Genomic DNA, 19692 nt, shown 5'->3' with positions numbered 1-19692 from the left:
CTTGTTAGCGGAGCGCGGCGCAAAATCCAGTGGCGCCCCGAATCACGCCGCGCCGGTCGCCTTGGGCGTCGCGGGGTCGGAGCCCCATTCGCTCCAGCTTCCGTCATAGACCGCGACATCCTCCTTGCCGAGCAGGTGGGCGCCGAAGGCGAGCACCGTCGCGGTCATGCCGCTGCCGCAGGTCGCGACGAGCGGCTTGCCCAAATCGACCCCCGCCGCGTCGAACGCCGCCTTCAGCGCGTCGCCCTGCTTCCAGGTGCCGTCGGCGTTGAACAGTGCGCCGTGCGGCAGGCTGCGCGAGCCGGGGATATGGCCGGGCGCGACGCCGGGGCGCGGGTCGCGGTCCTCGCCGGTGAAGCGCGCCGCGGGGCGCGCGTCGACGGTCTGTTCGGCCTCGCTCGCCAGATTTTCGAGCATCTGCTCCCTGGTCCGAACCGCCTTGGCGTCGCGCCACACGGTGAAATGGCGGTGGCGCAGCGTCTGCTTGCCCATTTCGAGCGGGCGCCCCTCGGCCTTCCACTTGGCGAGCCCGCCGTCGAGCAGCGCGACATCGTGCGCGCCGAACAGTTTGAGCAGCCACCAGGCGCGCGCCGCGCTCTTCAGCGGGCTGTCGTCATAGATCACGATGCGGCTGCCGTCGCCGAGGCCGAGCGACTGCATCCGGCTCGCGAATTTCTCGGGCGGCGGCGCCATATTCTCGACCGCATTGTTGGCGTCGGCCAGCTCGGCGAGATCCATGAACACCGCGCCGGGAATGTGGCCCGCCTCATATTCGGCGCGCGCGTCGCGCCCGGTTCCGGCCATGAATTTCGTCGCATCGACGATCCGCAGATCCGATGCCCCCAGTTCGCGTTCCAGCCATTCGGTCGACACCAAGGCGTCCATGTCTTGCTCCTGTCCCGGCCGGGGTGGACCTTTTTTGCGTCCCTCCGCCGGCCATCCTGCTGCGGCTCTTTCCAGGGGATCGTCAGCCTATGCCCCCGTCCGCGCTTTTTCAAGCGCAGGACAAGGCTCTGCCCCAGCCGATGCTGCGCTGCAACAGAAAAGGCGGATGTCGCGGCGAACGCCCCTAAAGCGTCCGCCGCATCGCCGTCGCCCGCGCCCCCGGACGGTCGACCGCATAGGAGGGCCTGTCGAGCGGCAGCGGCGCGAGGCGGTCGCCGGTGCCGGGCGCCGGGGCGCGGCCGAGGACATAGCTGCCCGCGGTCTGGCCGAAGGCGTCGGCGTCGCCCTCCCAATGATAGGTGACGTCGAAGACCAGCACCGGCACCAGCATCGGTTTGCCCGCGATCGCCAGCGGCTCGATCGCCGCGCGCGGCAGCGTCGCCTCGGTGTCGAGCCGCTCGCCCGCGCCGGGCGCCAGCTCGATATCGTCGCGCAGCACGCTGCCCCCGGCACCGTCGAAAAAGCGCGCCAGCACCGCCTCCTGCATCGCCGAACCCTGGCCGAGCGCGATCCGCACCATCAGCCCGGTCGCGGCGACCGGCCCGTTGTTCGTCAGGTCGAGCGAGAAGCCGACCGTCATATGCTCGGCGGTCATGCGGATCGACTGCACCGCCAGCGCCATCGACACCTGCGCCCGCTGCTCGGCGGCGGGCCGGGTGACGAGCGGCGAGGCGGCGCGCGGATCGGACGCCGGCTGCGGCACGGTGACGGGCTGCGGCGATGCGGCCACGGGACGCGAAGCGGGTGCCGGAGTCGCGATGCGCTCCGCGGCAGGCGCGGGAGTTTCCGCCGGCGTCTCGACCGAGTCGGCGGGCACGTCGCCGGCCGGCACCGGACGGCGGCGCCAATACCAGACCCCGGCACCCGCCGCCGCCAGCCCGGCCAGCAGCCAGGCCCAGAGCGGCGTGCCGCCGCCCGCGGGCGCGGGCGCGGGAGTCGCCGTCGCCTCGTCATCGGCAGTCGGCGGCGCCGACTCGGGCGCCGGGGCCGGGGCGGGTCCGCTCTCCGCCGTCGGCGCAACCGGCGTCCTATCCTCAGGCGCCGGCGGCGCCGCCGGCTCGCCGGGCGCGGCACGCGCCGGAGCGGGAGCGGGCGTCTCGCGCCGGGTCGGCGCGGGCGTCGGGGCCGGGGCCGGCGTCGGCGTGGTCTGGGGCCGCGTGGGCACGATGCGCGGCGCGGTCGGGGCCGGCGTCGGCTGCCCGCGCTCCTCGCCCGGCGCGAGCGGCGGAATGCCGTTGTCGGCCGGACCCTGAACCCCCGACTCGCGGCCGTCCCGCGTATCCGGCAGACGAAAATCGATCGAAGGGGTCGGCGAAGGGGCTGGCGTCGGCGAAGGAGCCGGCGTCGGCGTGCCCGTCTGCTGCGCATGGCCGGGCAGCCCCGTGCCCGCAAGCGACAGCGCAAGCGCCGCCAGCGGCAGCCGCGCCGCCGTGCCTGTCCGTCCGAATAGCCTCTTCGTCATATCCTGTCCGCGCTTCGCTCGAATCCGGCCCGGCCATCGCCGGTCATCGCCGGATGACAGCGGCCGCGCGCCGCACTAGACCAAAGCCATGAGTGATTCCAGCCATCCGCGCCTCGCGCCCAAACATCTCGGCCAGACAAGCGACCTTCCTGCCTCGCCCGAGGTCGCCGTCCTCGACTATGTGCCCAATCCGCGCGCGGGCGAGCTTTATCTCGTCCGCTTCGCCGCGCCCGAATTCACCTCGCTCTGCCCGGTGACCGGCCAGCCCGATTTCGCGCATCTCGTCATCGACTATGCCCCCGGTGAGACGATCGTCGAATCGAAGAGCCTCAAGCTCTTCCTGTCCAGCTTCCGCAATCACGCGGGGTTCCACGAGGATTGCACCGTCGGCATCGGCCGCCGCCTCGCCGACGAAATGCAGCCGAAATGGCTGCGCATCGGCGGCTATTGGTATCCGCGCGGCGGCATCCCGATCGACGTCTTCTGGCAATCCGGCCCGCCGCCCGAGGGCCTGTGGCTCCCCGACCAGGGCGTCGCCTCCTATCGCGGAAGAGGCTGAGCGTCGCCCCAGCGAAAGCCGGGTCCGCAGGCAGCATGAAGCCGCGATGGGGGCATAAACCGATAGCGACCCCCGCTTTCGCCGGGGCGACGCGAAAAATGGCCGATTTTTTCAACTTTCATCTTTCCGCCACACTCTGTTGACAATAATGTCAACGCCATGACCGCCGCCGCCCGCCCGCACGACCATGACATCACCGTCGGCCCCGACGCGATCGATTTCATGGGCCATGTCAACAACGCCCATTATCTGAGCTGGGTGCAGGAGGCGGTGCTCGCCCACTGGCGCAAGATCGCGCCGCCCGAGGCGGTGGCGCAGCATCTGTGGGTCGCGCTGAAGCACGAGATCACCTATCGCCGCCCCGCCTTCCTCGACGACCAGGTCATCGCGACGGTGATCCTCGAAAAGGTCCAGGGCGCGCGCGCCTTCTATGAAACCGTCATCAAGCGCGGCGAGGATGTGCTGGCAGAGGTCAAGTCGAGCTGGTGCTGCATCGACGCCGAAACCCTGCGCCCGGCGCGGCTGGCGAGCGAGGTCGTGGCGCGATTCTTCCCGGTCGAGAAGGTCTGAACCTTCCTCCAAACACCGTCATGCTGAACGTGTTTCAGCATCCATGGCCTGATCTCTCGCCCGGCGCGGCGTCAGAGGAAATATCCGGCCATGGACCCCCGGATCAAGTCCGGGGCAGGCTCTGAAACACGTTGGCGCTTATCGCTTTCGCATCCGCAATCCCGTCATTGCGACCCCGGCGAAAGCCGGGGGAAGCAATCCAGAGCGGTTTGCACGCACTCTGGATTGCTTCGCTCCGCTCGCAATGACGAAGTAAGGAGGCTTACGGATGCCAAGGGTGTAATTGCCAAACACGTTCAGGGTGACGATGAAGAAGGGCCCCGGCTGTTACTCAGTCGTCCCGACAAGCCGCACCCATTCCTCCGCCGAGCCCGGCTGCTCGTCCATGCTTTTGACGCCCTCTGGAATGACGATCCAGCTTTGCTTGCTGCGCACCCACAGATGCGCCGCAGGCACGACTTCGGAACTCCGGTCCAGCGTCCCGCAACGCAGCGAGCCAAAGCCCGGCCGGGTGCTGTTTTCCGCAAAGATGCGCGCCTTGCACTCCGCGCATCCCCAGATCGACGAAACGGCACCGCTAGGCTGCGTCATCACGCCCGCGTCCAGTTCGCCTTCGATGCTCAGGTCCGCCCGCGCGAAAAACATGTGCTCGCTGAACGCGCTGCCCGTGCGAGATTGGCAGTCGGTGCAATGACAAGCGTAGGGTCGAAAACGAAACCCCTCCTCCAGGACATAACGCACCGCTCCGCAAACGCACCCGCCCGTCAGCTCGCCTTTCATCGGCTTCCTCTCCCCCCTCAAGCCGCCTCGAACCGGATCGGCAGCCGCTTCAGCCCGCCGACGAACACCGATTCGACCCGCGCCGGCTCGCCCGCCAGTTCGACGCGCTTCAGCCGCGGCAGCAATTCCTCCATCAGGATTCGCATCTCCATCCGCGCCAGATGCTGGCCCAGACAGACATGCGCGCCGAAGCCGAATGCGATCTGCTGGTTCTTCGCGCGGTCGGGGTCGAAGGCGAAGGGATCGGCGAACACCGCCTCGTCGCGGTTCGCGGAGACATAGTTCAGCATCAGCCAGTCGCCCGCGCGGATCGTCTGCCCGCCCAGTTCGACATCCTCGCGCGCGCTGCGCATGAAATGCTGCACCGGGGTCGACCAGCGGATCGCCTCCTCGATCAGCCCCGCCTTGTCGGCCTCGGCATCGCGAAACCGCGCGAACAGCTCCGGAGTCTTCGCCAGCTCCATCATCGCCCCGGCGGTCGATGCGCTCGTCGTGTCGTGCCCCGCCGTGGCGACGATCATATAATAGCCGGCGAGCTCGCGGTCGGGGATCGGCCCGTCGTCGATCGTCGCATTGGCGATCACCGTCGCGATGTCCTCGCGCGGATTGGCCCGCCGGTCGGCGGTCAGTTCGCGGAAATAGCTTTCGAAATCGGCGATCACATAATGGAGCATGGCGATCGCCTGCTCGGTGCTCTTGATCGCCTCGCGCCCGCGGTTGAGTTCGGGGTCGGTCGATCCGAAAAGCTGCTGCGTCAGCATCAGCATCCGCGGTTCGTCCTGGGCCGGCACCCCCAAAATGTCCATGATGACGCGCAGCGGATAATGCGCCGCGACGTCGCGCGCGAAATCGCACTCGCGGCCCAGCGACAGCATATGCTCGACCGTCTCGCGCGCGATCTCGCGGATGCGATTCTCGACGATCCGCAGATTCTTCGGCAAGAACCAGCCCTGCGTCAGCAGCCGGTATTTCATGTGGTCGGGCGCGTCCATCTGGACCAGCGAGCGGATCAGGTGCCCGTCGCCCCCCGGCGTCGCGGCGCGCGCCAGCGCCTCGCCGTCGCGGTCGGTCAGCACCGTCGGGCGGACGCCGTTGGCGAAGCGCTGCGGATCGCGGCCCACCGCCATGATGTCGGCGTGGCGCGTGACGAGCCAGAAGGGGTCGTGGGTCGGATTTTCGGCCACGCCCAGCGGCATGTTGGCGCGCGCCCAGGCGAGCCGCTCGTGAAGCGGCTCCCACGCGGCATAGGCGGTGGGGTCGATGACCGCGGCGGCAACCTCTTCCGGCAAGATAGGTTTTGTCATGCAACGAAACTGCCGCAAGAAAGTCCGTCTGTCGACCCGGATCGAACGCCCGTCGAATAGAGGCCGTGACGCGCCGGCCCGCAGGGCCTAGGCCCTGCAACATTTTTGCTCATATTGGACATAACGGGGAAGATGCCATGAAACGCAACACGCGCCACCTCCTGCTCGCGACGCTGTCGTCGCTGAGCCTCGCCGCCAGCCCGGCGTTCGCGCAGGACGCCGCTCCGGCCGCAACCGCCGCTGCCGCGCCCGCGCCGCTCGCCGACAGCGTGCCGAGCCAGCTTCCGCGCATCGCGCGCCCGTCGCACTATGATATCGCCGTCGCCCCCGATGCCAAGGCGCTGACCTTCACCGGACGCGTCGCGATCGACCTCGACCTGTTCGAATCGTCGACCGTCATCACGATGAACGCGCTCGACCTGAGCTTTACCGGCGCGAGCATCGCGAAAGCCGACGGTTCGGACGCCACACCGCTGACCGCGACGGTCGACGCCGGGGCGCAGACGGTGACCTTCACCGCCCCGAACACGCTCGCGCCCGGACAATATAAGCTGACGACCGATTACAAGGGCGTCATCAACACTCAGGCGAACGGCCTGTTCGCGCTCGACTATCCCGACAAGGCGACCGGCGAGCCGCGCCGCGGCCTGTTCACCCAGTTCGAGGCGCCCGACGCGCGGCGCTTCGTGCCCAGCTTCGACGAGCCGAGCTACAAGGCGACCTTCACCCTGACCGCCACCGTCCCGGCGGACCAGCTTGCGGTCAGCAACATGCCCATCGCGCACGAGATGCCGGCCGCGAACGGCATGAAGATGGTGCATTTCGGCACCTCACCCAAAATGTCCTCCTACCTCCTCTTCTTCGGCGTCGGCGATTTCGAGCGGATGGCGAAAAAGAGCGAGAGCGGCGCCGAGGTCGGCATCGTCGCGCCCAAAGGCTCGGGCGAACAGGCGCGCTTCGCGCTCGACAGCCTCGGCCCTCTGCTCACCTATTATGGCGATTATTTCGGCCAGCCCTATCCGCTGCCCAAGCTCGACAACATCGCCGGCCCCGGCCAGTCGCAATTCTTCGGCGCGATGGAGAATTGGGGCGCGATCTTCACCTTCGAGCGCATCCTGCTCGACGACCCCGCGATCACCAGCGAGGCGACGCGCCAGGCGATCTACGGCGTCCAGGCGCACGAGACCGCGCACCAGTGGTTCGGCGATCTCGTCACCATGGCATGGTGGGACGACCTCTGGCTCAACGAGGGGTTCGCTAGCTGGATGGCGACCAAGGTTACCGACCATTATCATCCCGAATGGCAGCCGCTGCTGACCCGCGTTGGCGGGCGCGAGCGCGCGATGGGGCTCGATGCCTACAAGACCACCCACCCGATCCTGCAGACGATCCGCACCGTCGAGGACACCAACCAGGCGTTCGACGCGATCACCTATCAAAAGGGCGAGGCGGTCATTTCGATGCTCGAGGCCTATGCCGGCGAGGATGTGTGGAAGGGCGGGCTGCGCCGCTACATGGCCGCGCACAAATATGGCAACAGCCGCACCGACGATCTGTGGAACGCGGTCGAGGCCGCGGGCGCCCAGGGGCTGACCGCGATCGCGCACGACTTCACCGGCCAGCCGGGAATCCCGCTGATCCGCATGACGGGCAGCCGGTGCGAGGGCGGCGCCAGCGTCATCACCGTAACGCAGGGCGAATTTTCGCGCGATCGGCGCGACACGATCGACGCCGAAGGGCGCCGCTGGCAGGTTCCGATGCTCGTCCGCACGATCGACGGCAAGGAGCAGCGCGTCGTCGTCCGTGACGGCAAGGCATTGATCCGCAGTGATAATTGCGGCGCCACTATCCTCAACGGCGGCCAGCTCGGCTATTTCCGCACCCTCTATACCCCCCAGGCCCTCGACGCGCTGCGCGGCACTTTCGCCAACATCCAGCCCATCGACCAGCTCGGCCTGCTCAGCGACAATTTCGCACTCGCCGTCGCCGGCTATCAGCCGATGGGCGCGGCCCTCGGCCTGCTCGCCGCGACGCCGACCGACGCTAACCCCTATGTGCTCAGCGAGGCCGCCGACCGCTATGCGCAGCTCCACACGATCTTCGACGGCGACGCCGCGACGCAGGCGGCGATCGCGGCGCGCGGCGCCGCGGCGCTGCGTCCGGCACTGAGCCGGCTCGGCTTCGATCCCAAGGCCGATGAACCCGCGCTCGACGCCGTGCTGCGCGCCGATGTGATCCGCACGCTCGGCGCGATGGGCGACGCCGCAGTCCTCGCCGAGGCGCGGCGCCGCTTCGCTTCGCTCGACAGCGATCCGAAGGCGCTCGATGGCCCGGCGAAAGCGCTGTGGCTGGGGATCGTCGCGACCAACGCGAGCGCCGCCGACTGGGACAAGCTCCACCGCCTCGCGCACGCGAGCAAGTCGACGGTCGAGCGCAGCACGCTCTATACGTTGCTCGGCTCCGCGAAGGACGATGCGCTCGCGCAGCGCGCGCTCGCCCTGTCGCTGACCAACGAACCCGGGCAGACGACGAGCGCCGCGATCATCGGCCGCGTTGCCGGTCATCATGCCGACGCGGCGGTCGATTTCGTCGACGCGAATCAGGCCCGGGTCGACAAGCTGATCGACGCCTCGGCGCGCGTCCGCTTCCTCGCCGGCCTGGCGATGAACTCGGACGATCCGGCGATGATCGCGCGCCTCGAAAAGAAGGCGGCCGCGCTGCCCGCCGACGTCCGCAAGCCCTATGAGCGCACGATCGCCGTTCTCAAGGTGCAGACCGAAAGCACGCCGCGTATCCGCGCCGAAACCAGGGCTTGGCTCGCGGGGAAATAAGCCCTGCGCATTCTTCCCCTTGATGGGGAAGGATGCGCAGCCTCAGGGCGCCCGCAGAGGCCGCCTGTCATTGCTGGTGCAGCCATACCACCGCGCTGAGCAGCGCGACCGCGACCGAGACAAGAGCGATCCCGCGCCACGGCATGAAGCCGACATTGTCGACATCATGGCGGTTGCGGCGGCGCCAGTCGGCGATTTCGGCCAATGCGAAGAGTACCGCCGCAGCGATGCTCACCGACAGCATGGATGGTTGCATCCGGTTTCTTTCCTTCGCACTATGCGGGGCCGATCCTCAACCGCCCCATCCCCAACGCGAGGTGCCCGATATGCGTCCTTTCCTTTTCGTTGCAAGTGCCGCGCTGATCGCGCTCACCGCCGCGTGCAACGCGCCGTCGAGCCGGGCCACCGCGCAGGAAAGCGCCGGCAAGGGCGAGGACGCCATCGCCGCCGCCGTCGCCGCGCCCGGCCGTACCCCCGCGAACACCGCGCGCGACCGCTATCGCCACCCCGCCGAAACGCTCGCCTTCTTCGGCGTGAAGCCCGGCGACACGATCGTCGAGTTGTGGCCCGGCGGCGGCTGGTACACCGAAATCCTCGCCCCGCTGACCAGGGCCGGCGGCGGCACCCTCTATGCCGCGGCGCCCGCGGGCCGGCTCAAGACGATCGAGGCATGGCGGACGGGGAAGCCCGACGACTATGGCGCGGTCCGGCTCGCCGAATTCCCGCACAAGGGCGGCGCGAAGGTGTCTGACGGCAGCGCCGACGTCGTGCTGACATTCCGCAACGTCCACAACTGGCGCTTTGGCGGCAGCGACAACACCGTCGAGGCGTTCCAGCAGATCTATGCGATGCTGAAACCCGGCGGCACCCTCGGCGTCGTCGACCATCACCTGCCCGAGGCGATGGATTCGGCACTTGAGGAAAAGAGCGGCTATATGAAGCGCTCGTCGGTCGTCGGCTTCGCCGAGGCCGCGGGCTTCAAGCTGGCGGGCGAAAGCGACATCAACGCGAACCCGAAGGACACGCACGACTATCCGGGCGGCGTCTGGACGCTGCCGCCATCGCTGGCGAAGAAGGATGTCGACCGCGAGAAATATCTGGCGATCGGCGAATCGGACCGCATGACGCTGAAATTCGTGAAGCCGGCAAGCTGAGACACATCGAGACCATCGACCCCGCGCTGCTGCTGAGCGCCTATGCGCAGGGGCTCTTCCCGATGGCCGACGGGGCCGACGACCCGTCGGTCCACTGGGTCGAGCCGCGGCAGCGCGCGATCCTGCCGCTGGACGGATTCCGCCTGTCGCGCAGCCTGAGGAAGGTCCTGCTGTCGGATCGCGTCCGCGTCACGACCGACACCGCCTTTTCCGACATGGTCGCGCTGTGCGCCGAACCGGCGCCCGACCGGCCGACGACGTGGATCAACCCGATCATCGCCGCCAGCTATGAACGGCTCTTTCGCCTCGGCCACGCGCACAGCGTCGAATGCTGGCAGGACGACCGGCTCGTCGGGGGGCTCTACGGCGTGTCGCTCGGACGCGCCTTCTTCGGCGAATCGATGGTCAGCCGGGTGCGCGACGCGTCGAAGGTCGCGCTCGCGCACCTCGTCGCGCGCCTGATCGCGGGCGGCTGGCGGCTGCTCGACTGCCAGTTCATCACCCCGCATCTCGAAAGCCTGGGGGCGATCGAAATGCCCCAGGCCGACTATCTGGCGCGGCTCTATTCGGTGCTGTCGGGTTCGGACGGCGCGGGCGCGGGCGTCGCCGGGGCGGGCGCAGGTGCAGGTGCAGGTGCCGTCGTGGGCGGAGCCGCCGACTCCTCTTCATTGCCGGCGCCGCCGTTCGCCGCCGGCGACTGGGGGGCGCTCGACGCCTTGGGCGCCGCCGAGGGCAGCGCGACGGGCTCGCCGCCCGGATATGTCATCGCGCAGCTCTTGACGAAGACGTCATAGATCGGGTGTTCGATGACATTGCGCTCGGGCCGTTCCTTGAAGATCCAGCCCGAAAAAACACGATACCATTTGTCGTCGCGCTGATCCTGCACCGTCAATTGCACGAAGGCGCCGGTCTCGGGCGGGTCCTCCCACGGCGCGGTCTGCTCGCAGGCGCGCAGCCGCACGATCGCACGGCCGACGCGCGCCGATTCGCCGGGCTTCATCTCCAGCTCGCGCACCAGCCCGTTGCGCTTGTTAAGCAGGCCCAGCACCGCGACGCGCTCGGCCATCGGGGTTGCGCCCTCGATGCCGCCGACTTCCTGCGGCACGTCCGCGGCGCGCGCGGCGTCGGGGGCGTCCGCCTTCTTGCCGCCGCTTCCGGCGCGATCGCAGCCGGCGAGCGCGGTGGCCGCCAGCAGCGCGGTCAGGATCAGGGGCAGCGGGCGCGGCACCCGGCAGCTCACTCGGCGCCGGGCCGCCAGGCCTCGTAATCGCCGGTCGCGGCGGCGCGGCGGCCGCCGCGTTCGAGAGCGCCCGCGGGACGATAGGCGCCGAGGCTGCCGGTCAGGTTCGGCGTCGGCTCCCGCTCCCACGCGCGCGGCGCGGGCAGCGCGTCGGTCGGCAGCGCGTCGAGCGTGCGGTGCAGCCAGCCATGCCATTCGGGCGGCACGCGGCTCGCGTCGTTCGATCCCTTGTAGAGCACCCAGCGCCGCTTGCCGTCGCGCGACATGAAATAACGGTTGCCGAGGGCGTCCTCGCCCACTTGCCGGCCGTGGCGCCAACTGTTCAGCAGCGTGCCGACGGTCGCGCCGTCCCACCAGGTGAAGATCTTGCCGAGGATGCTCATGGCCGCCGCGTTTACAGGCAAGCCCCCGCGCTTCGCAAGCGCGAAACAGCTTGCAGCCGACCCCGTAGCCCTGAGCCTGTCGAAGGGCGCTTCTCGGATAAGCGCCCTTCGACAGGCTCAGGGCTACGGTTTGGGTCGATCCGGCGTGTTTCCACCCCTCAATCCTTCCACGTCACCGTCGCATCCTCGTCGAGGTCGAGCCGCGCCGCGGTGCCGCCGGCAAGCTCAAGCACCGCCGCCACCTCGCCGCCGCTGACCACCGGTTCCAGCGATTCGGGGATGGTGTTCTCCGCGATGCGGTCGATGCTGCCGTCGCTGCGGATGAAGATCATGTCGAGCGGGATCAGCGTGTTCTTCATCCAGAAGCTCGCGATCTTGGGCTTGGCGAAGGGAAAGAGCATGCCGCCATCCTTCGGCAGCTCGGTGCGGAACATCAGCCCCTTCTGCTGCGCCTCCTCGCTGCGCGCGACTTCGACGTCGAAGCGGTGGGTCTGGCCGTCGGCGGCGATGCTGACCACCGTGCGCGCCGGCGCCTGCGCCTCCGAACCGCCCGCGCAGCCGACGAGCGGGACAGCCAGCACCAGAGCGAAACCGGTCATCAACGCGCGCATCCCCATCTCCCCTTCCCGAAAAACCGGACTCGATCCCGGAGGGATGAATAGAAGGGGATCACGGGGCTTGCAAATGCGCCAACAGCCCGGGGTGATGGCGCAGCTTGAAAGCAGAAGCGTGATTTTTCTTGTCTCGTCACCCCGGACTTGATCCGGGGTGACGAGACAGGAAATAGCCGAGCCAATTCGGCCTAATCCACACCCGGTTCGCCGTCCAGCGCCGCCGCCTCGTCGGCGGTCAGCGCCAGCACGCGCCGCGCGAGGGCGGGCGCATGGCCGGCGCGCACGAAGGCTGCGATCTGCCGTTCGCGCTGCGCGGGGTCCAGGGCCGGCGCCTTGGCGAACGGCCCGAACCGCCGCCGCCGCGCAAAGCCGAGCGCCGACGCCGTCGCCGATGCCTCGGCGCTCTCGACCGCTTCCCCGGCATCGCCCTCGTCGATCCCGTCGACGCGAAGCTGCGCCCGAACCCGCCGCGCGCCGAGCCCGCGCCGCGTCATCGACGCCCCGCGCATCGTCGCATATTGGCGATCGTCGACGAAACCCAGCCGGTCCATCTTCGCGACCACCGCCTCGCACGACGTCATGGCGTCCGCCTCGTCGATCCAGTCGGATTCGCCTATCTTTCGAGACAGGTAGCGCGCCAATTTGGCGCGGCTCGTCGCGAAGCGCGCCACATAGGCGAGCGCCAGCTCATCGAGCCGCGCCGCGTCCAACGGCTTTTTCCGGCGGTCGGACAGAGCGTGGCGAGACCTCATATGCCATGTTTATGCCACAGTCGGGCCCGATTGAGAACGACCAGCGCCGCCATATCGGGCCATCGAGGTCCGAAAAGGGCCGATTTGTTCCACTTGCAAGGGATCGCCGAGCGCAACCATGGACCCGAAAGATGACATGCTTGTTGCCGCGCACCCCGCTTCCCGGGACTTTGCCCCCCCTATGACCGAAAAAAACAACGTCGCACCGGACGGACTCGTCCCCACGCCCACCGAATGCGCGCAGCCGCGCCGCTTCTCCGACTTCGCTACCGTCGGCGAAGCGCTCGACTATGCCGCGCAGGGCAGCCGCGGGCTCAATTTTCACGATCCGCGCGGACGCCTCGTACGCGCCTACAGCTATCGCGAACTGCGCGACGATGCGCTGCTTGCCGCCTATCGCCTGATCGCCGCCGGCGTGCAGCCCGGCGACCGCATCGCGCTGATCGCCGAGACCGGCCCCGAATTCGCCGCGCTGTTCTTCGGCACCATCCACGCCGGCGCCTGGCCGGTGCCGCTGCCGTTGCCGACCAGCTTCGGCGGCCGCGAATCCTATGTCGGCCAGCTCACCGTCCAGCTTTCGAGCTGCGATCCGGTCATGCTCTTCTTCCCGCCCGAGATCGCCGCCATGGCGACCGAGGCGGCCGAGGCGAAGGGCGTCACCCCCGTCGACTGGAGCACGTTCGAAACGCGCGCCGCCCCCGTCGCGGCGCTGCCGAAGCAAGAGTCCGACGCGACCTGCTATCTTCAGTACAGCAGCGGATCGACCCGTTTCCCGCACGGCGTCGCGGTCACCCACGCCGCGCTGCTCAACAATCTCGCCGCCCACGCGCACGGCATGCACCTGCGCGACAGCGACCGCTGCGTCTCGTGGCTGCCCTGGTATCATGACATGGGGCTGGTCGGCTGCTTCCTGTCTCCGGTCGCCAACCAGGTGTCGGTCGACTATCTCAAGACCGAGGATTTCGCCCGCCGCCCGCTCGCCTGGCTCGACCTCATCAGCCGCAACCAGGGCACGACATTGAGCTATTCGCCGACCTTCGGCTACGACATCTGCGCGCGCCGTATCTCCAGCCAGACCAATGTCGCCGAGCGCTTCGACCTGTCGCGCTGGCGCGTCGCCGGCAACGGCGCCGACATGATCCGCCCCGACGTGATGCAAAGCTTCGTCGACGCCTTCGCCGAAGCCGGCTTCCAGGCCAGCGCCTTCCTGCCGAGCTACGGCCTGGCCGAAGCGACCCTCGCGGTCAGCATCATGCCGCCGGGCGAAGGCATCGTCGTCGAGCTGGTCGAGGAAACCGAGCTGTCGGGCGCCGCCGGCGACGCCGACCGGCCGACCCGATACCGCGCGATCGTCAATTGCGGCCGCCCGGTCCGCGACATGACGGTCGAGGTCCGCGACGAGAGCGGCAACGTCCTGTCCGATCAGACGGTCGGCAAGGTCTGGTGCACCGGCCCGTCACTGATGACCGGCTATTACCGCGACCCCGACGCGACCGCCGCCTGCATGGCGGACGGTTGGCTCGATACCGGCGACATGGGCTATATGTCGGGCGGCTATCTCTATATCGTTGGCCGCGCCAAGGACATGATCATCATCAACGGCAAGAACCACTGGCCGCAGGATATCGAATGGGCGGTCGAGCAGCTCCCCGGTTTCAAATCGGGCGACATCGCCGCCTTCGCGATCACCGCGCCGGGCGGCGAGGAAACGCCGGCTGTGCTCGTCCAGTGCCGCACCAGCGACGACGCCGAGCGCGCCGCGCTGCGCGAGGCGATCCGCGACCGCGTCCGCGCGATCACCGGCATGAACTGCCTCGTCGAGCTGATCCCGCCGCGCACCCTGCCGCGCACCAGCTCGGGCAAGCTCAGCCGTTCGAAGGCGCGCGCCCAATATCTGGCGGGCGAGATCCAGCCCTTCGCCATCGCGGCATAGGTACGCCCTTCCTCTCGGATGCGCCATAGGGACCCCGGCTTTCGCCGGGGACCGGCGGGCTCCCTCGGCCCGGTGTGCATCCCATCAAGTTCAAGGTGACGGGGACAGCGAGGTCCGTCCCGACCGAATGCCCCGAATCCGTCCCGCTCCGGCACAAGAGCCACCGCGCAAACCGGCAGCGTAGTTACCTTCGGGTAACCCCGCGCCGCTAGACAGGCTGTCGTGAAAAGCCTGCTGATCGATCCTCGACCGGCCGATGACGTTTCCGTGCGGACCCTGTTGGGGCTGGGGGCACATCAGGAAGACATCGGCGATCTCCGCCAGCTCCAGCTCGCACCGCTTCGCGGCAAGGGATCACTGCGCCTGTCGATGGGGATCGGCATGGCGTTCGTCGCCGCCTTCACCATGATCACGACGCGCGTCGCGCTGCCGGTCGCGTCCGGCTGGCTGGCCGTGATGCTGCTGTTCGGCCTCCTTTCCTATCGCGCCTTCGCGAAACTGCCGCTCGGCGATCCGAAGCTGCAGGGCGGCGCCGAATTCCACATGTGCAATCGCCACGCCTTCGCCTCCGCGGTGCTGTGGATCCTGCCTTTCTGGCTCCAGGGCGGTGCGCCGGGGCTCGATCACAGCCTCGCCATGTGGGCGATCGCCCTGCTGATGATGCTCACCCTCGCGATGATCGCACACAGCGTTCCCTCCACCTGCCTCCTCTTCATCGTGCCGGTCAGCCTGTCGGCGGCAATCGCGCTGATTCGGGGCGGCGCACCGCAGCTCGCGGGGGTGGCGCTTGTCGCGGGGCTGCTGCTCTGTGCCTTTTCGCTGCGCTTTGCGCAAAGCTATATCCGCTTCCGCCGCGCCGAAGAGGTGCTGCACGAAAAGAGCGAGACGGTCAGCCTGCTGCTCCGCGAGTTCGAGGAAACCTCGGCCGACTGGCTGTGGCAGACCGACAATGCCCGCCGCCTGATCCATGTCTCGCCGCGCCTCGCCTATGCGCTCGGCTCGTCCGCCGAGGCGCTGGAAGGCCTGCCGCTGCTCCAGGCGCTGGCTGGCGATGCGTGGGAGACGGGGCAGTTTCCCAAGACGCTGCACGACATGGCCGAGCGGATGAAGCGGCGCGAGAGCTTTTCGAACCTGATCGTGCCGGTGACGATCGGCGGCAAGCCGCGCTGGTGGGAGCTGTCGGCTTCGCCGCGGCTCGACGACCAGGGCAAATATCTGGGTTTCCGCGGCGTCGGCTCCGACGTCACCGAACAGCGCGCCTCGGCCGAGCAGATTGCCCGCATGGCGCGCTTCGACAATCTGACCGGCCTGCCGAACCGGCTCCACCTCACCGAAAATCTCGGCCGTGCGCTCGGCCACGCGACCGAGGCAAAGACGCGCTGCGCACTGATGATCCTCGACCTCGACCGCTTCAAGGCGGTCAACGATACGCTCGGCCATCCGGTCGGCGACAAGCTGCTCGCGCAGGTCGCGGCGCGGCTCAAGAGCATGATGGAACCGGGCATGACCTGCGGCCGTCTCGGCGGCGACGAATTCGCCGTCGTGCTGCCCAATGTGCAGGACGCCAAGGAGGCCGAGGACCTCGCCCACCGCATCATCGCGACCCTCAGCCGCCCCTATGTCGTCGACAACCACCAGCTCTTCGTCGGCGCCAGCGTCGGCTATGCGATGGGGCCGCAGGACGGCGCGACGGTCGAGACGCTGACCCGCAACGCCGATCTCGCGCTCTACAAGTCGAAGGACAAGGGCGGCAACGTCGTCGCCCCCTATGTCCCCTCGCTCCACGCCCAGGCCGAGGAACGGCGCGTGATGGAACAGGAACTGCGCGGCGCGCTCGACCGCGGCGAGTTCGAGCTTTACTATCAGCCCGTCGTCACCGCCGAGGACGGCACCTTGAACGGCTTCGAGGCGCTGATCCGCTGGACCAACCAGACGCTCGGCAATGTCTCGCCCGGCCGCTTCATCCCGCTCGCCGAGGACAGCCGCCTGATCGCGCCGATCGGCGAATGGGTGCTACGCACCGCCTGCGCCGAAGCGATGCGCTGGCCCTCGAACCTGAAGGTCGCGATCAACGTCTCGGCCGAACAGCTTACCGACCCCAATTTCGCCGCCGTCGTCGTCTCGGCACTCGCGCAGAGCGGACTCCCGCCGCAAAGGCTCGAAATCGAGGTGACCGAAAGCGTTTTTCTGCGCGACGGCGGCGGCGCAGCACAACTGCTCGACCAGCTCATCGCGCTCGGAATCCGGCTCAGCCTCGACGATTTCGGCACCGGCTATTCGTCGCTCGGCTATCTCAGGAAGACACAGTTCTCGACGATCAAGGTCGACCGCACCTTCGTCGTCGGGGCAGCGAAAGGCGCAACCGAATCGATCGCGATCATCCGCGCCGTCGTCGCGCTCGCCGACAGCCTGGGCATGTCGACGACTGCCGAGGGCGCCGAGACCGAACTCGAGGTCGAAACGATCCGTACCTTGGGCTGCAGCAATATCCAGGGCTATTATTACGGCCGGCCGATGCCCGCGAGCGACGTCCTCGCTCTCTTCCGTCCTCCCGACTCACTTCCCTGCGCTGCGGCGTGAATCAACGACGACCTGCCCCACCCGCACGACGAAAAGAGACGCTTAACAAAAGGTTCCACAGCCCACCGCAGCGATCCAGCGGTTCGTCGCGCGGTGGCTGGCGGCTTCCAGCGACCACGCGCAAACAGCCTCCAACGCTTGAAGACAAGCCAATGGGGGGTCGCCTTTCATGCCCGTTCGTCGCTTTTTCGGTGCCGCCGCCGCATCCTTGCTGATGCTCGCGGGCCTGATGACCAGCACGCCGGCCGCGGCGCTTCAGTGCGTTCCCTTCGCCCGCGCCGAAACGGGCATCGAAATATACGGCAATGCCAAGACCTGGTGGGCGCAGGCAGCGGGCGACTACGACCGCGGCCAGGAACCCCGCGAAGGCGCGGTGATGGCCTTCGCCGGAACGCGCGGTATGCCGCTGGGCCATGTCGCGGTGGTCGAAAAGATCGTCGGCGATCGCGAAATCCTGATCAGCCATTCCAACTGGTCGCCGATCCACGGCCGTCGCGGCCAGATCGAACGCAACGTCCGCGTTGTCGATGTCAGCGACGCCGGCGACTGGAGCCTCGTGCGCGTCTGGTACGCCCCGATCGGCGACCTCGGCACCCGCACCAATCCGGTGCAGGGCTTCATCTACCCCAACGCCGGCGGTGACAATCCGCGGCCCGGCTATGACGAACCGGTGTGGGCGAAGAACGACTGGAAGCCCGGCAACGGCCTCGAACTGGTCGCGGCGTCGCTGGGCAATTAGGGCTTACGGATCAGGCTTCCTCGCCGCCTTCGGAATCCTCGCCTGCGGCATCCTCGAACCAGGCCTCGACCTCGCCCGACAGCTTGATCGTCATCGGCTGACCGAAACGGTCCTTCGACTTGCCTGCGGCGACACGAATCCAGCCTTCCGAGATCGAATATTCCTCGACGTCGGTGCGTTCCTTGCCCTTGAAACGAATGCCGATGCCGCGCTGCAGCACCTCCATGTCGAAATGGGGCGAGCGCGGGTTGGTCGACAGATGGTCGGGCGGCGTATCGGTCATGGGTTGATCTCCAAATCTCTGCTGCGCGGCTAGGCGAGCGGAGATCGCAAATCAAGCGTCGGTCGTGTCGTCGGCTCCGGCGCGGAGAAGCATCCGGCGAGCCGCGGGCGGCCCGATGTCGCCCAGCGCCTCCGCAGCCGGATAGAGGTCGCGTTCCTCGCGTACGATCCGCCCGGCCAGTTCCTCGATCATCCCGCGGCTGGCATCGCAAAAGCGGGGCCAGTCGGCAGCGACCCGCTCGGAGGACCAATCAGCGTCATATTCGGCGAAACGCAGGCCGATTCCGCCGACCTCTGCCGCGAACCGGCTCGCTAGCTCGGCCAGCGCCGGGTCGCCGCTTGCGGCGAGACGCGGATAGAGCGCCCAATCCTCGCATTTCAGATGACGGACCAGCGTGTCGCGCAGGCGTGCGCGCAGCGCCTCGATCTCATCATTGGGCGGTGGCTCGGGCGCCGCAACCAGAGCGCACATCGCCTTCCCCAGCATCGCCAGGTCGCTATGCTCGGCACGCAGCCGGCGCATTTCCGGTCCCATCTGCAATGGCGTTCCCGATGCGAGCGGCCCCTCGCCGCCGCCTATAGCGGCGCGGCCATGAAACTACCGTAAACGAAGCCGCCTGATTCCATCCGGCCGGGAACCCGGCGGCGCATCCGATCATTTGGACTCCGGACGACAGCGAAAGGACATAGGATGGCCGCGCGCGCCTATTGGAAGGGGCAGATCCGGCTCGCGCTGGTGTCGATCCCCGTTGAAATCTATCCCGCGACCCGGTCGGGCGCGAGCATCAGCTTCCGCCAGATTCACGAGCCGAGCGGCAAGCCGATCAAATATGAAAAGGTCGTTCCCGGCATCGGCCCGATCGACCGCGATGACATCGTCAAGGGTTACGAGCTGTCGAAGGGCAATTACGTCCTGCTCGACGAAGAGGAGATCGAGGCGGTCAAGCTGAAGAGCAAGCATACGCTCGAACTCGTCCAGTTCGTCGACAAGGGAGAGATCGACATCCTCTATTATGAGAAGCCCTATTACGTCGTCCCCGCCGACGAACTGGCCGAGGAGGCCTATATCGTCCTGCGCGAGGCGCTGAAGCGCACGCACAAGGTCGGACTCGGTCAGCTCGCGCTGCGCGGGCAGGAACAACTCGTGGCTTTGCGCCCCTGCGGCAAGGGCCTCGTCCTCGAAGTGCTGCGCTACGCCGACGAAGTGAACAGGGCGGCGGGCTATTTCCGCGACATTGGCACCACGAAGCCCGACGTCGACCTGCTCGACCTCGCCGAGACTCTGATCGACAAGAAGACCGGCACGTTCGACGCCGCGGACTATCACAATCATTATGTCGACGCGCTGAAGCGCGTGATCGCCAAGAAGGCGAAGGCCAAGGGCAAGCGCGTGCTGGAGGATGTCGAGGAACCCGCCGACATCGGCACCGGATCGAACGTCATCGACCTGATGGCGGCGCTCCGCGCGTCGGTCGAGGGCAAGAAGAAGCCCGCCACCGCGAAGAAGAAGCCCCCAGCGAAGAAGACGCCCGCAAGGAAGACGCCGGCCAGGAAGCGCGCGTGA

The 19692-nt window shown here is 67.9% G+C and carries 19 protein-coding genes and 1 pseudogene; 9 read left to right on the top strand and 11 right to left on the bottom strand.

All coding sequences use genetic code 11. The annotated features are described in order from the left end of the window. Positions 1-42 precede the first annotated feature (42 nt). Together sseA and FHR21_RS04890 are read right to left on the bottom strand one after the other, a co-directional pair. Entirely contained in the window at positions 43-885 is an 843-nt protein-coding gene (gene sseA, locus FHR21_RS04895; RefSeq protein ID WP_184095922.1) for a 3-mercaptopyruvate sulfurtransferase, read from the bottom strand. A 184-nt stretch (positions 886-1069) separates the two neighbouring features. After that, positions 1070-2407: a hypothetical protein gene (locus tag FHR21_RS04890; protein ID WP_184095920.1), complete on the bottom strand. Its 1338-nt coding sequence runs from the start codon at positions 2405-2407 to the stop codon at positions 1070-1072. Positions 2408-2495: 88 nt separating this feature from the next. On the opposite strand from FHR21_RS04890, the gene queF reads away from it, so the two are divergent. Together queF and FHR21_RS04880 are read left to right on the top strand one after the other, a co-directional pair. Further along, on the top strand, positions 2496-2966 hold the full coding sequence (queF, locus tag FHR21_RS04885; RefSeq protein ID WP_184095918.1) for a preQ(1) synthase: 471 nt from the start codon (positions 2496-2498) through the stop codon (positions 2964-2966). A gap of 159 nt (positions 2967-3125) precedes the next feature. Next, entirely contained in the window at positions 3126-3536 is a 411-nt protein-coding gene (locus FHR21_RS04880; protein WP_184095916.1) for an acyl-CoA thioesterase, read from the top strand. Between the two features lie 327 nt (positions 3537-3863). Here the strand turns inward: FHR21_RS04880 and FHR21_RS04875 are convergent, their stop codons facing one another. Both FHR21_RS04875 and FHR21_RS04870 read right to left on the bottom strand, forming a co-directional pair. Continuing rightward, positions 3864-4316 carry a GFA family protein gene (locus tag FHR21_RS04875; protein ID WP_184095914.1) on the bottom strand — a complete coding sequence of 151 codons (453 nt, stop codon included), beginning with the start codon at positions 4314-4316 and terminating at the stop codon, positions 3864-3866. Positions 4317-4333: 17 nt separating this feature from the next. Next, on the bottom strand, positions 4334-5620 hold the full coding sequence (locus tag FHR21_RS04870; RefSeq protein ID WP_184095912.1) for a cytochrome P450: 1287 nt from the start codon (positions 5618-5620) through the stop codon (positions 4334-4336). A gap of 137 nt (positions 5621-5757) precedes the next feature. Here FHR21_RS04870 and FHR21_RS04865 point away from each other — a divergent pair, with 137 nt between their 5' ends. Continuing rightward, positions 5758-8451, top strand: a complete 2694-nt coding sequence (locus FHR21_RS04865) for a M1 family metallopeptidase (RefSeq protein ID WP_184095910.1) — start codon at positions 5758-5760, stop codon at positions 8449-8451. A 67-nt stretch (positions 8452-8518) separates the two neighbouring features. Here the strand turns inward: FHR21_RS04865 and FHR21_RS04860 are convergent, their stop codons facing one another. Next, positions 8519-8707, bottom strand: a complete 189-nt coding sequence (locus FHR21_RS04860; RefSeq protein WP_184095908.1) for a hypothetical protein — start codon at positions 8705-8707, stop codon at positions 8519-8521. A 70-nt stretch (positions 8708-8777) separates the two neighbouring features. Between FHR21_RS04860 and FHR21_RS04855 the strand changes: the two genes are divergently transcribed. Next, entirely contained in the window at positions 8778-9605 is an 828-nt protein-coding gene (locus FHR21_RS04855; RefSeq protein WP_184095906.1) for a class I SAM-dependent methyltransferase, read from the top strand. Between the two features lie 5 nt (positions 9606-9610). Continuing rightward, positions 9611-10399, top strand: a complete 789-nt coding sequence (gene aat / locus FHR21_RS04850) for a leucyl/phenylalanyl-tRNA--protein transferase (RefSeq protein WP_338113084.1) — start codon at positions 9611-9613, stop codon at positions 10397-10399. Positions 10400-10434: 35 nt separating this feature from the next. On the opposite strand, the pseudogene FHR21_RS20810 reads toward aat, so the two are convergent. The 4 genes and pseudogenes from FHR21_RS20810 to FHR21_RS04830 all read right to left on the bottom strand — a co-directional run. Beyond that, positions 10435-10605 (bottom strand): annotated as a pseudogene (locus FHR21_RS20810) (DUF2155 domain-containing protein); the annotation flags it as partial. Between the two features lie 236 nt (positions 10606-10841). Then, positions 10842-11228, bottom strand: coding sequence for an NADH:ubiquinone oxidoreductase subunit NDUFA12 (locus FHR21_RS04840; RefSeq protein WP_184095904.1), 387 nt, complete (start codon positions 11226-11228; stop codon positions 10842-10844). Between the two features lie 158 nt (positions 11229-11386). Continuing rightward, positions 11387-11827, bottom strand: a complete 441-nt coding sequence (locus FHR21_RS04835) for a DUF192 domain-containing protein (protein ID WP_246427063.1) — start codon at positions 11825-11827, stop codon at positions 11387-11389. A 203-nt stretch (positions 11828-12030) separates the two neighbouring features. Further along, positions 12031-12594 (bottom strand): regulatory protein RecX, encoded by a 564-nt coding sequence (locus FHR21_RS04830; RefSeq protein WP_184095901.1) that lies wholly within the window; start codon positions 12592-12594, stop codon positions 12031-12033. A gap of 181 nt (positions 12595-12775) precedes the next feature. Here FHR21_RS04830 and FHR21_RS04825 point away from each other — a divergent pair, with 181 nt between their 5' ends. The 3 genes from FHR21_RS04825 to FHR21_RS04815 all read left to right on the top strand — a co-directional run bounded on the left by FHR21_RS04825 (position 12776) and on the right by FHR21_RS04815 (position 17846). After that, on the top strand, positions 12776-14527 hold the full coding sequence (locus FHR21_RS04825; protein ID WP_184095899.1) for a fatty acyl-AMP ligase: 1752 nt from the start codon (positions 12776-12778) through the stop codon (positions 14525-14527). Between the two features lie 267 nt (positions 14528-14794). Next, complete coding sequence (locus tag FHR21_RS04820) at positions 14795-17107, top strand: putative bifunctional diguanylate cyclase/phosphodiesterase (RefSeq protein ID WP_338113065.1); 2313 nt, start codon at positions 14795-14797, stop codon at positions 17105-17107. A gap of 169 nt (positions 17108-17276) precedes the next feature. Beyond that, the gene (locus tag FHR21_RS04815) at positions 17277-17846 is read left to right on the top strand and encodes a CHAP domain-containing protein (protein ID WP_184095894.1); all 570 of its coding nucleotides are present in this window, start codon (positions 17277-17279) and stop codon (positions 17844-17846) included. A gap of 10 nt (positions 17847-17856) precedes the next feature. Here the strand turns inward: FHR21_RS04815 and FHR21_RS04810 are convergent, their stop codons facing one another. Together FHR21_RS04810 and FHR21_RS04805 are read right to left on the bottom strand one after the other, a co-directional pair. After that, positions 17857-18129 carry a DUF3297 family protein gene (locus FHR21_RS04810; protein ID WP_184095892.1) on the bottom strand — a complete coding sequence of 91 codons (273 nt, stop codon included), beginning with the start codon at positions 18127-18129 and terminating at the stop codon, positions 17857-17859. A 51-nt stretch (positions 18130-18180) separates the two neighbouring features. After that, positions 18181-18651: a hemerythrin domain-containing protein gene (locus FHR21_RS04805; protein WP_184095890.1), complete on the bottom strand. Its 471-nt coding sequence runs from the start codon at positions 18649-18651 to the stop codon at positions 18181-18183. Between the two features lie 168 nt (positions 18652-18819). Here FHR21_RS04805 and ku point away from each other — a divergent pair, with 168 nt between their 5' ends. Continuing rightward, positions 18820-19692, top strand: coding sequence for a non-homologous end joining protein Ku (gene ku / locus FHR21_RS04800; protein WP_184095888.1), 873 nt, complete (start codon positions 18820-18822; stop codon positions 19690-19692).

The organism is Sphingopyxis panaciterrulae (assembly GCF_014199295.1).
GTDB lineage: Bacteria > Pseudomonadota > Alphaproteobacteria > Sphingomonadales > Sphingomonadaceae > Sphingopyxis > Sphingopyxis panaciterrulae.
The sequence above is the reverse complement of the archived record's forward strand: the minus strand, read 5'-3'. Positions and strand labels throughout refer to the sequence as shown.

What these genes read in the sequence shown, in the direction of transcription:
- FHR21_RS04875 (WP_184095914.1), bottom strand. Translation starts at nt 4,316, where the DNA reads ATGAAAGGCGAGCTGACGGGCGGGTGCGTTTGCGGAGCGGTGCGTTAT.
- ku (WP_184095888.1), top strand. Translation starts at nt 18,820, where the DNA reads ATGGCCGCGCGCGCCTATTGGAAGGGGCAGATCCGGCTCGCGCTGGTG.
- FHR21_RS04810 (WP_184095892.1), bottom strand. Translation starts at nt 18,129, where the DNA reads ATGACCGATACGCCGCCCGACCATCTGTCGACCAACCCGCGCTCGCCC.
- FHR21_RS04840 (WP_184095904.1), bottom strand. Translation starts at nt 11,228, where the DNA reads ATGAGCATCCTCGGCAAGATCTTCACCTGGTGGGACGGCGCGACCGTC.
- FHR21_RS04825 (WP_184095899.1), top strand. Translation starts at nt 12,776, where the DNA reads ATGACCGAAAAAAACAACGTCGCACCGGACGGACTCGTCCCCACGCCC.
- sseA (WP_184095922.1), bottom strand. Translation starts at nt 885, where the DNA reads ATGGACGCCTTGGTGTCGACCGAATGGCTGGAACGCGAACTGGGGGCA.
- FHR21_RS04855 (WP_184095906.1), top strand. Translation starts at nt 8,778, where the DNA reads ATGCGTCCTTTCCTTTTCGTTGCAAGTGCCGCGCTGATCGCGCTCACC.
- FHR21_RS04835 (WP_246427063.1), bottom strand. Translation starts at nt 11,827, where the DNA reads ATGACCGGTTTCGCTCTGGTGCTGGCTGTCCCGCTCGTCGGCTGCGCG.
- FHR21_RS04880 (WP_184095916.1), top strand. Translation starts at nt 3,126, where the DNA reads ATGACCGCCGCCGCCCGCCCGCACGACCATGACATCACCGTCGGCCCC.
- FHR21_RS04830 (WP_184095901.1), bottom strand. Translation starts at nt 12,594, where the DNA reads ATGAGGTCTCGCCACGCTCTGTCCGACCGCCGGAAAAAGCCGTTGGAC.
- FHR21_RS04890 (WP_184095920.1), bottom strand. Translation starts at nt 2,407, where the DNA reads ATGACGAAGAGGCTATTCGGACGGACAGGCACGGCGGCGCGGCTGCCG.
- FHR21_RS04865 (WP_184095910.1), top strand. Translation starts at nt 5,758, where the DNA reads ATGAAACGCAACACGCGCCACCTCCTGCTCGCGACGCTGTCGTCGCTG.
- FHR21_RS04870 (WP_184095912.1), bottom strand. Translation starts at nt 5,620, where the DNA reads ATGACAAAACCTATCTTGCCGGAAGAGGTTGCCGCCGCGGTCATCGAC.
- FHR21_RS04815 (WP_184095894.1), top strand. Translation starts at nt 17,277, where the DNA reads ATGCCCGTTCGTCGCTTTTTCGGTGCCGCCGCCGCATCCTTGCTGATG.
- FHR21_RS04860 (WP_184095908.1), bottom strand. Translation starts at nt 8,707, where the DNA reads ATGCAACCATCCATGCTGTCGGTGAGCATCGCTGCGGCGGTACTCTTC.
- FHR21_RS04805 (WP_184095890.1), bottom strand. Translation starts at nt 18,651, where the DNA reads ATGCGCCGGCTGCGTGCCGAGCATAGCGACCTGGCGATGCTGGGGAAG.
- queF (WP_184095918.1), top strand. Translation starts at nt 2,496, where the DNA reads ATGAGTGATTCCAGCCATCCGCGCCTCGCGCCCAAACATCTCGGCCAG.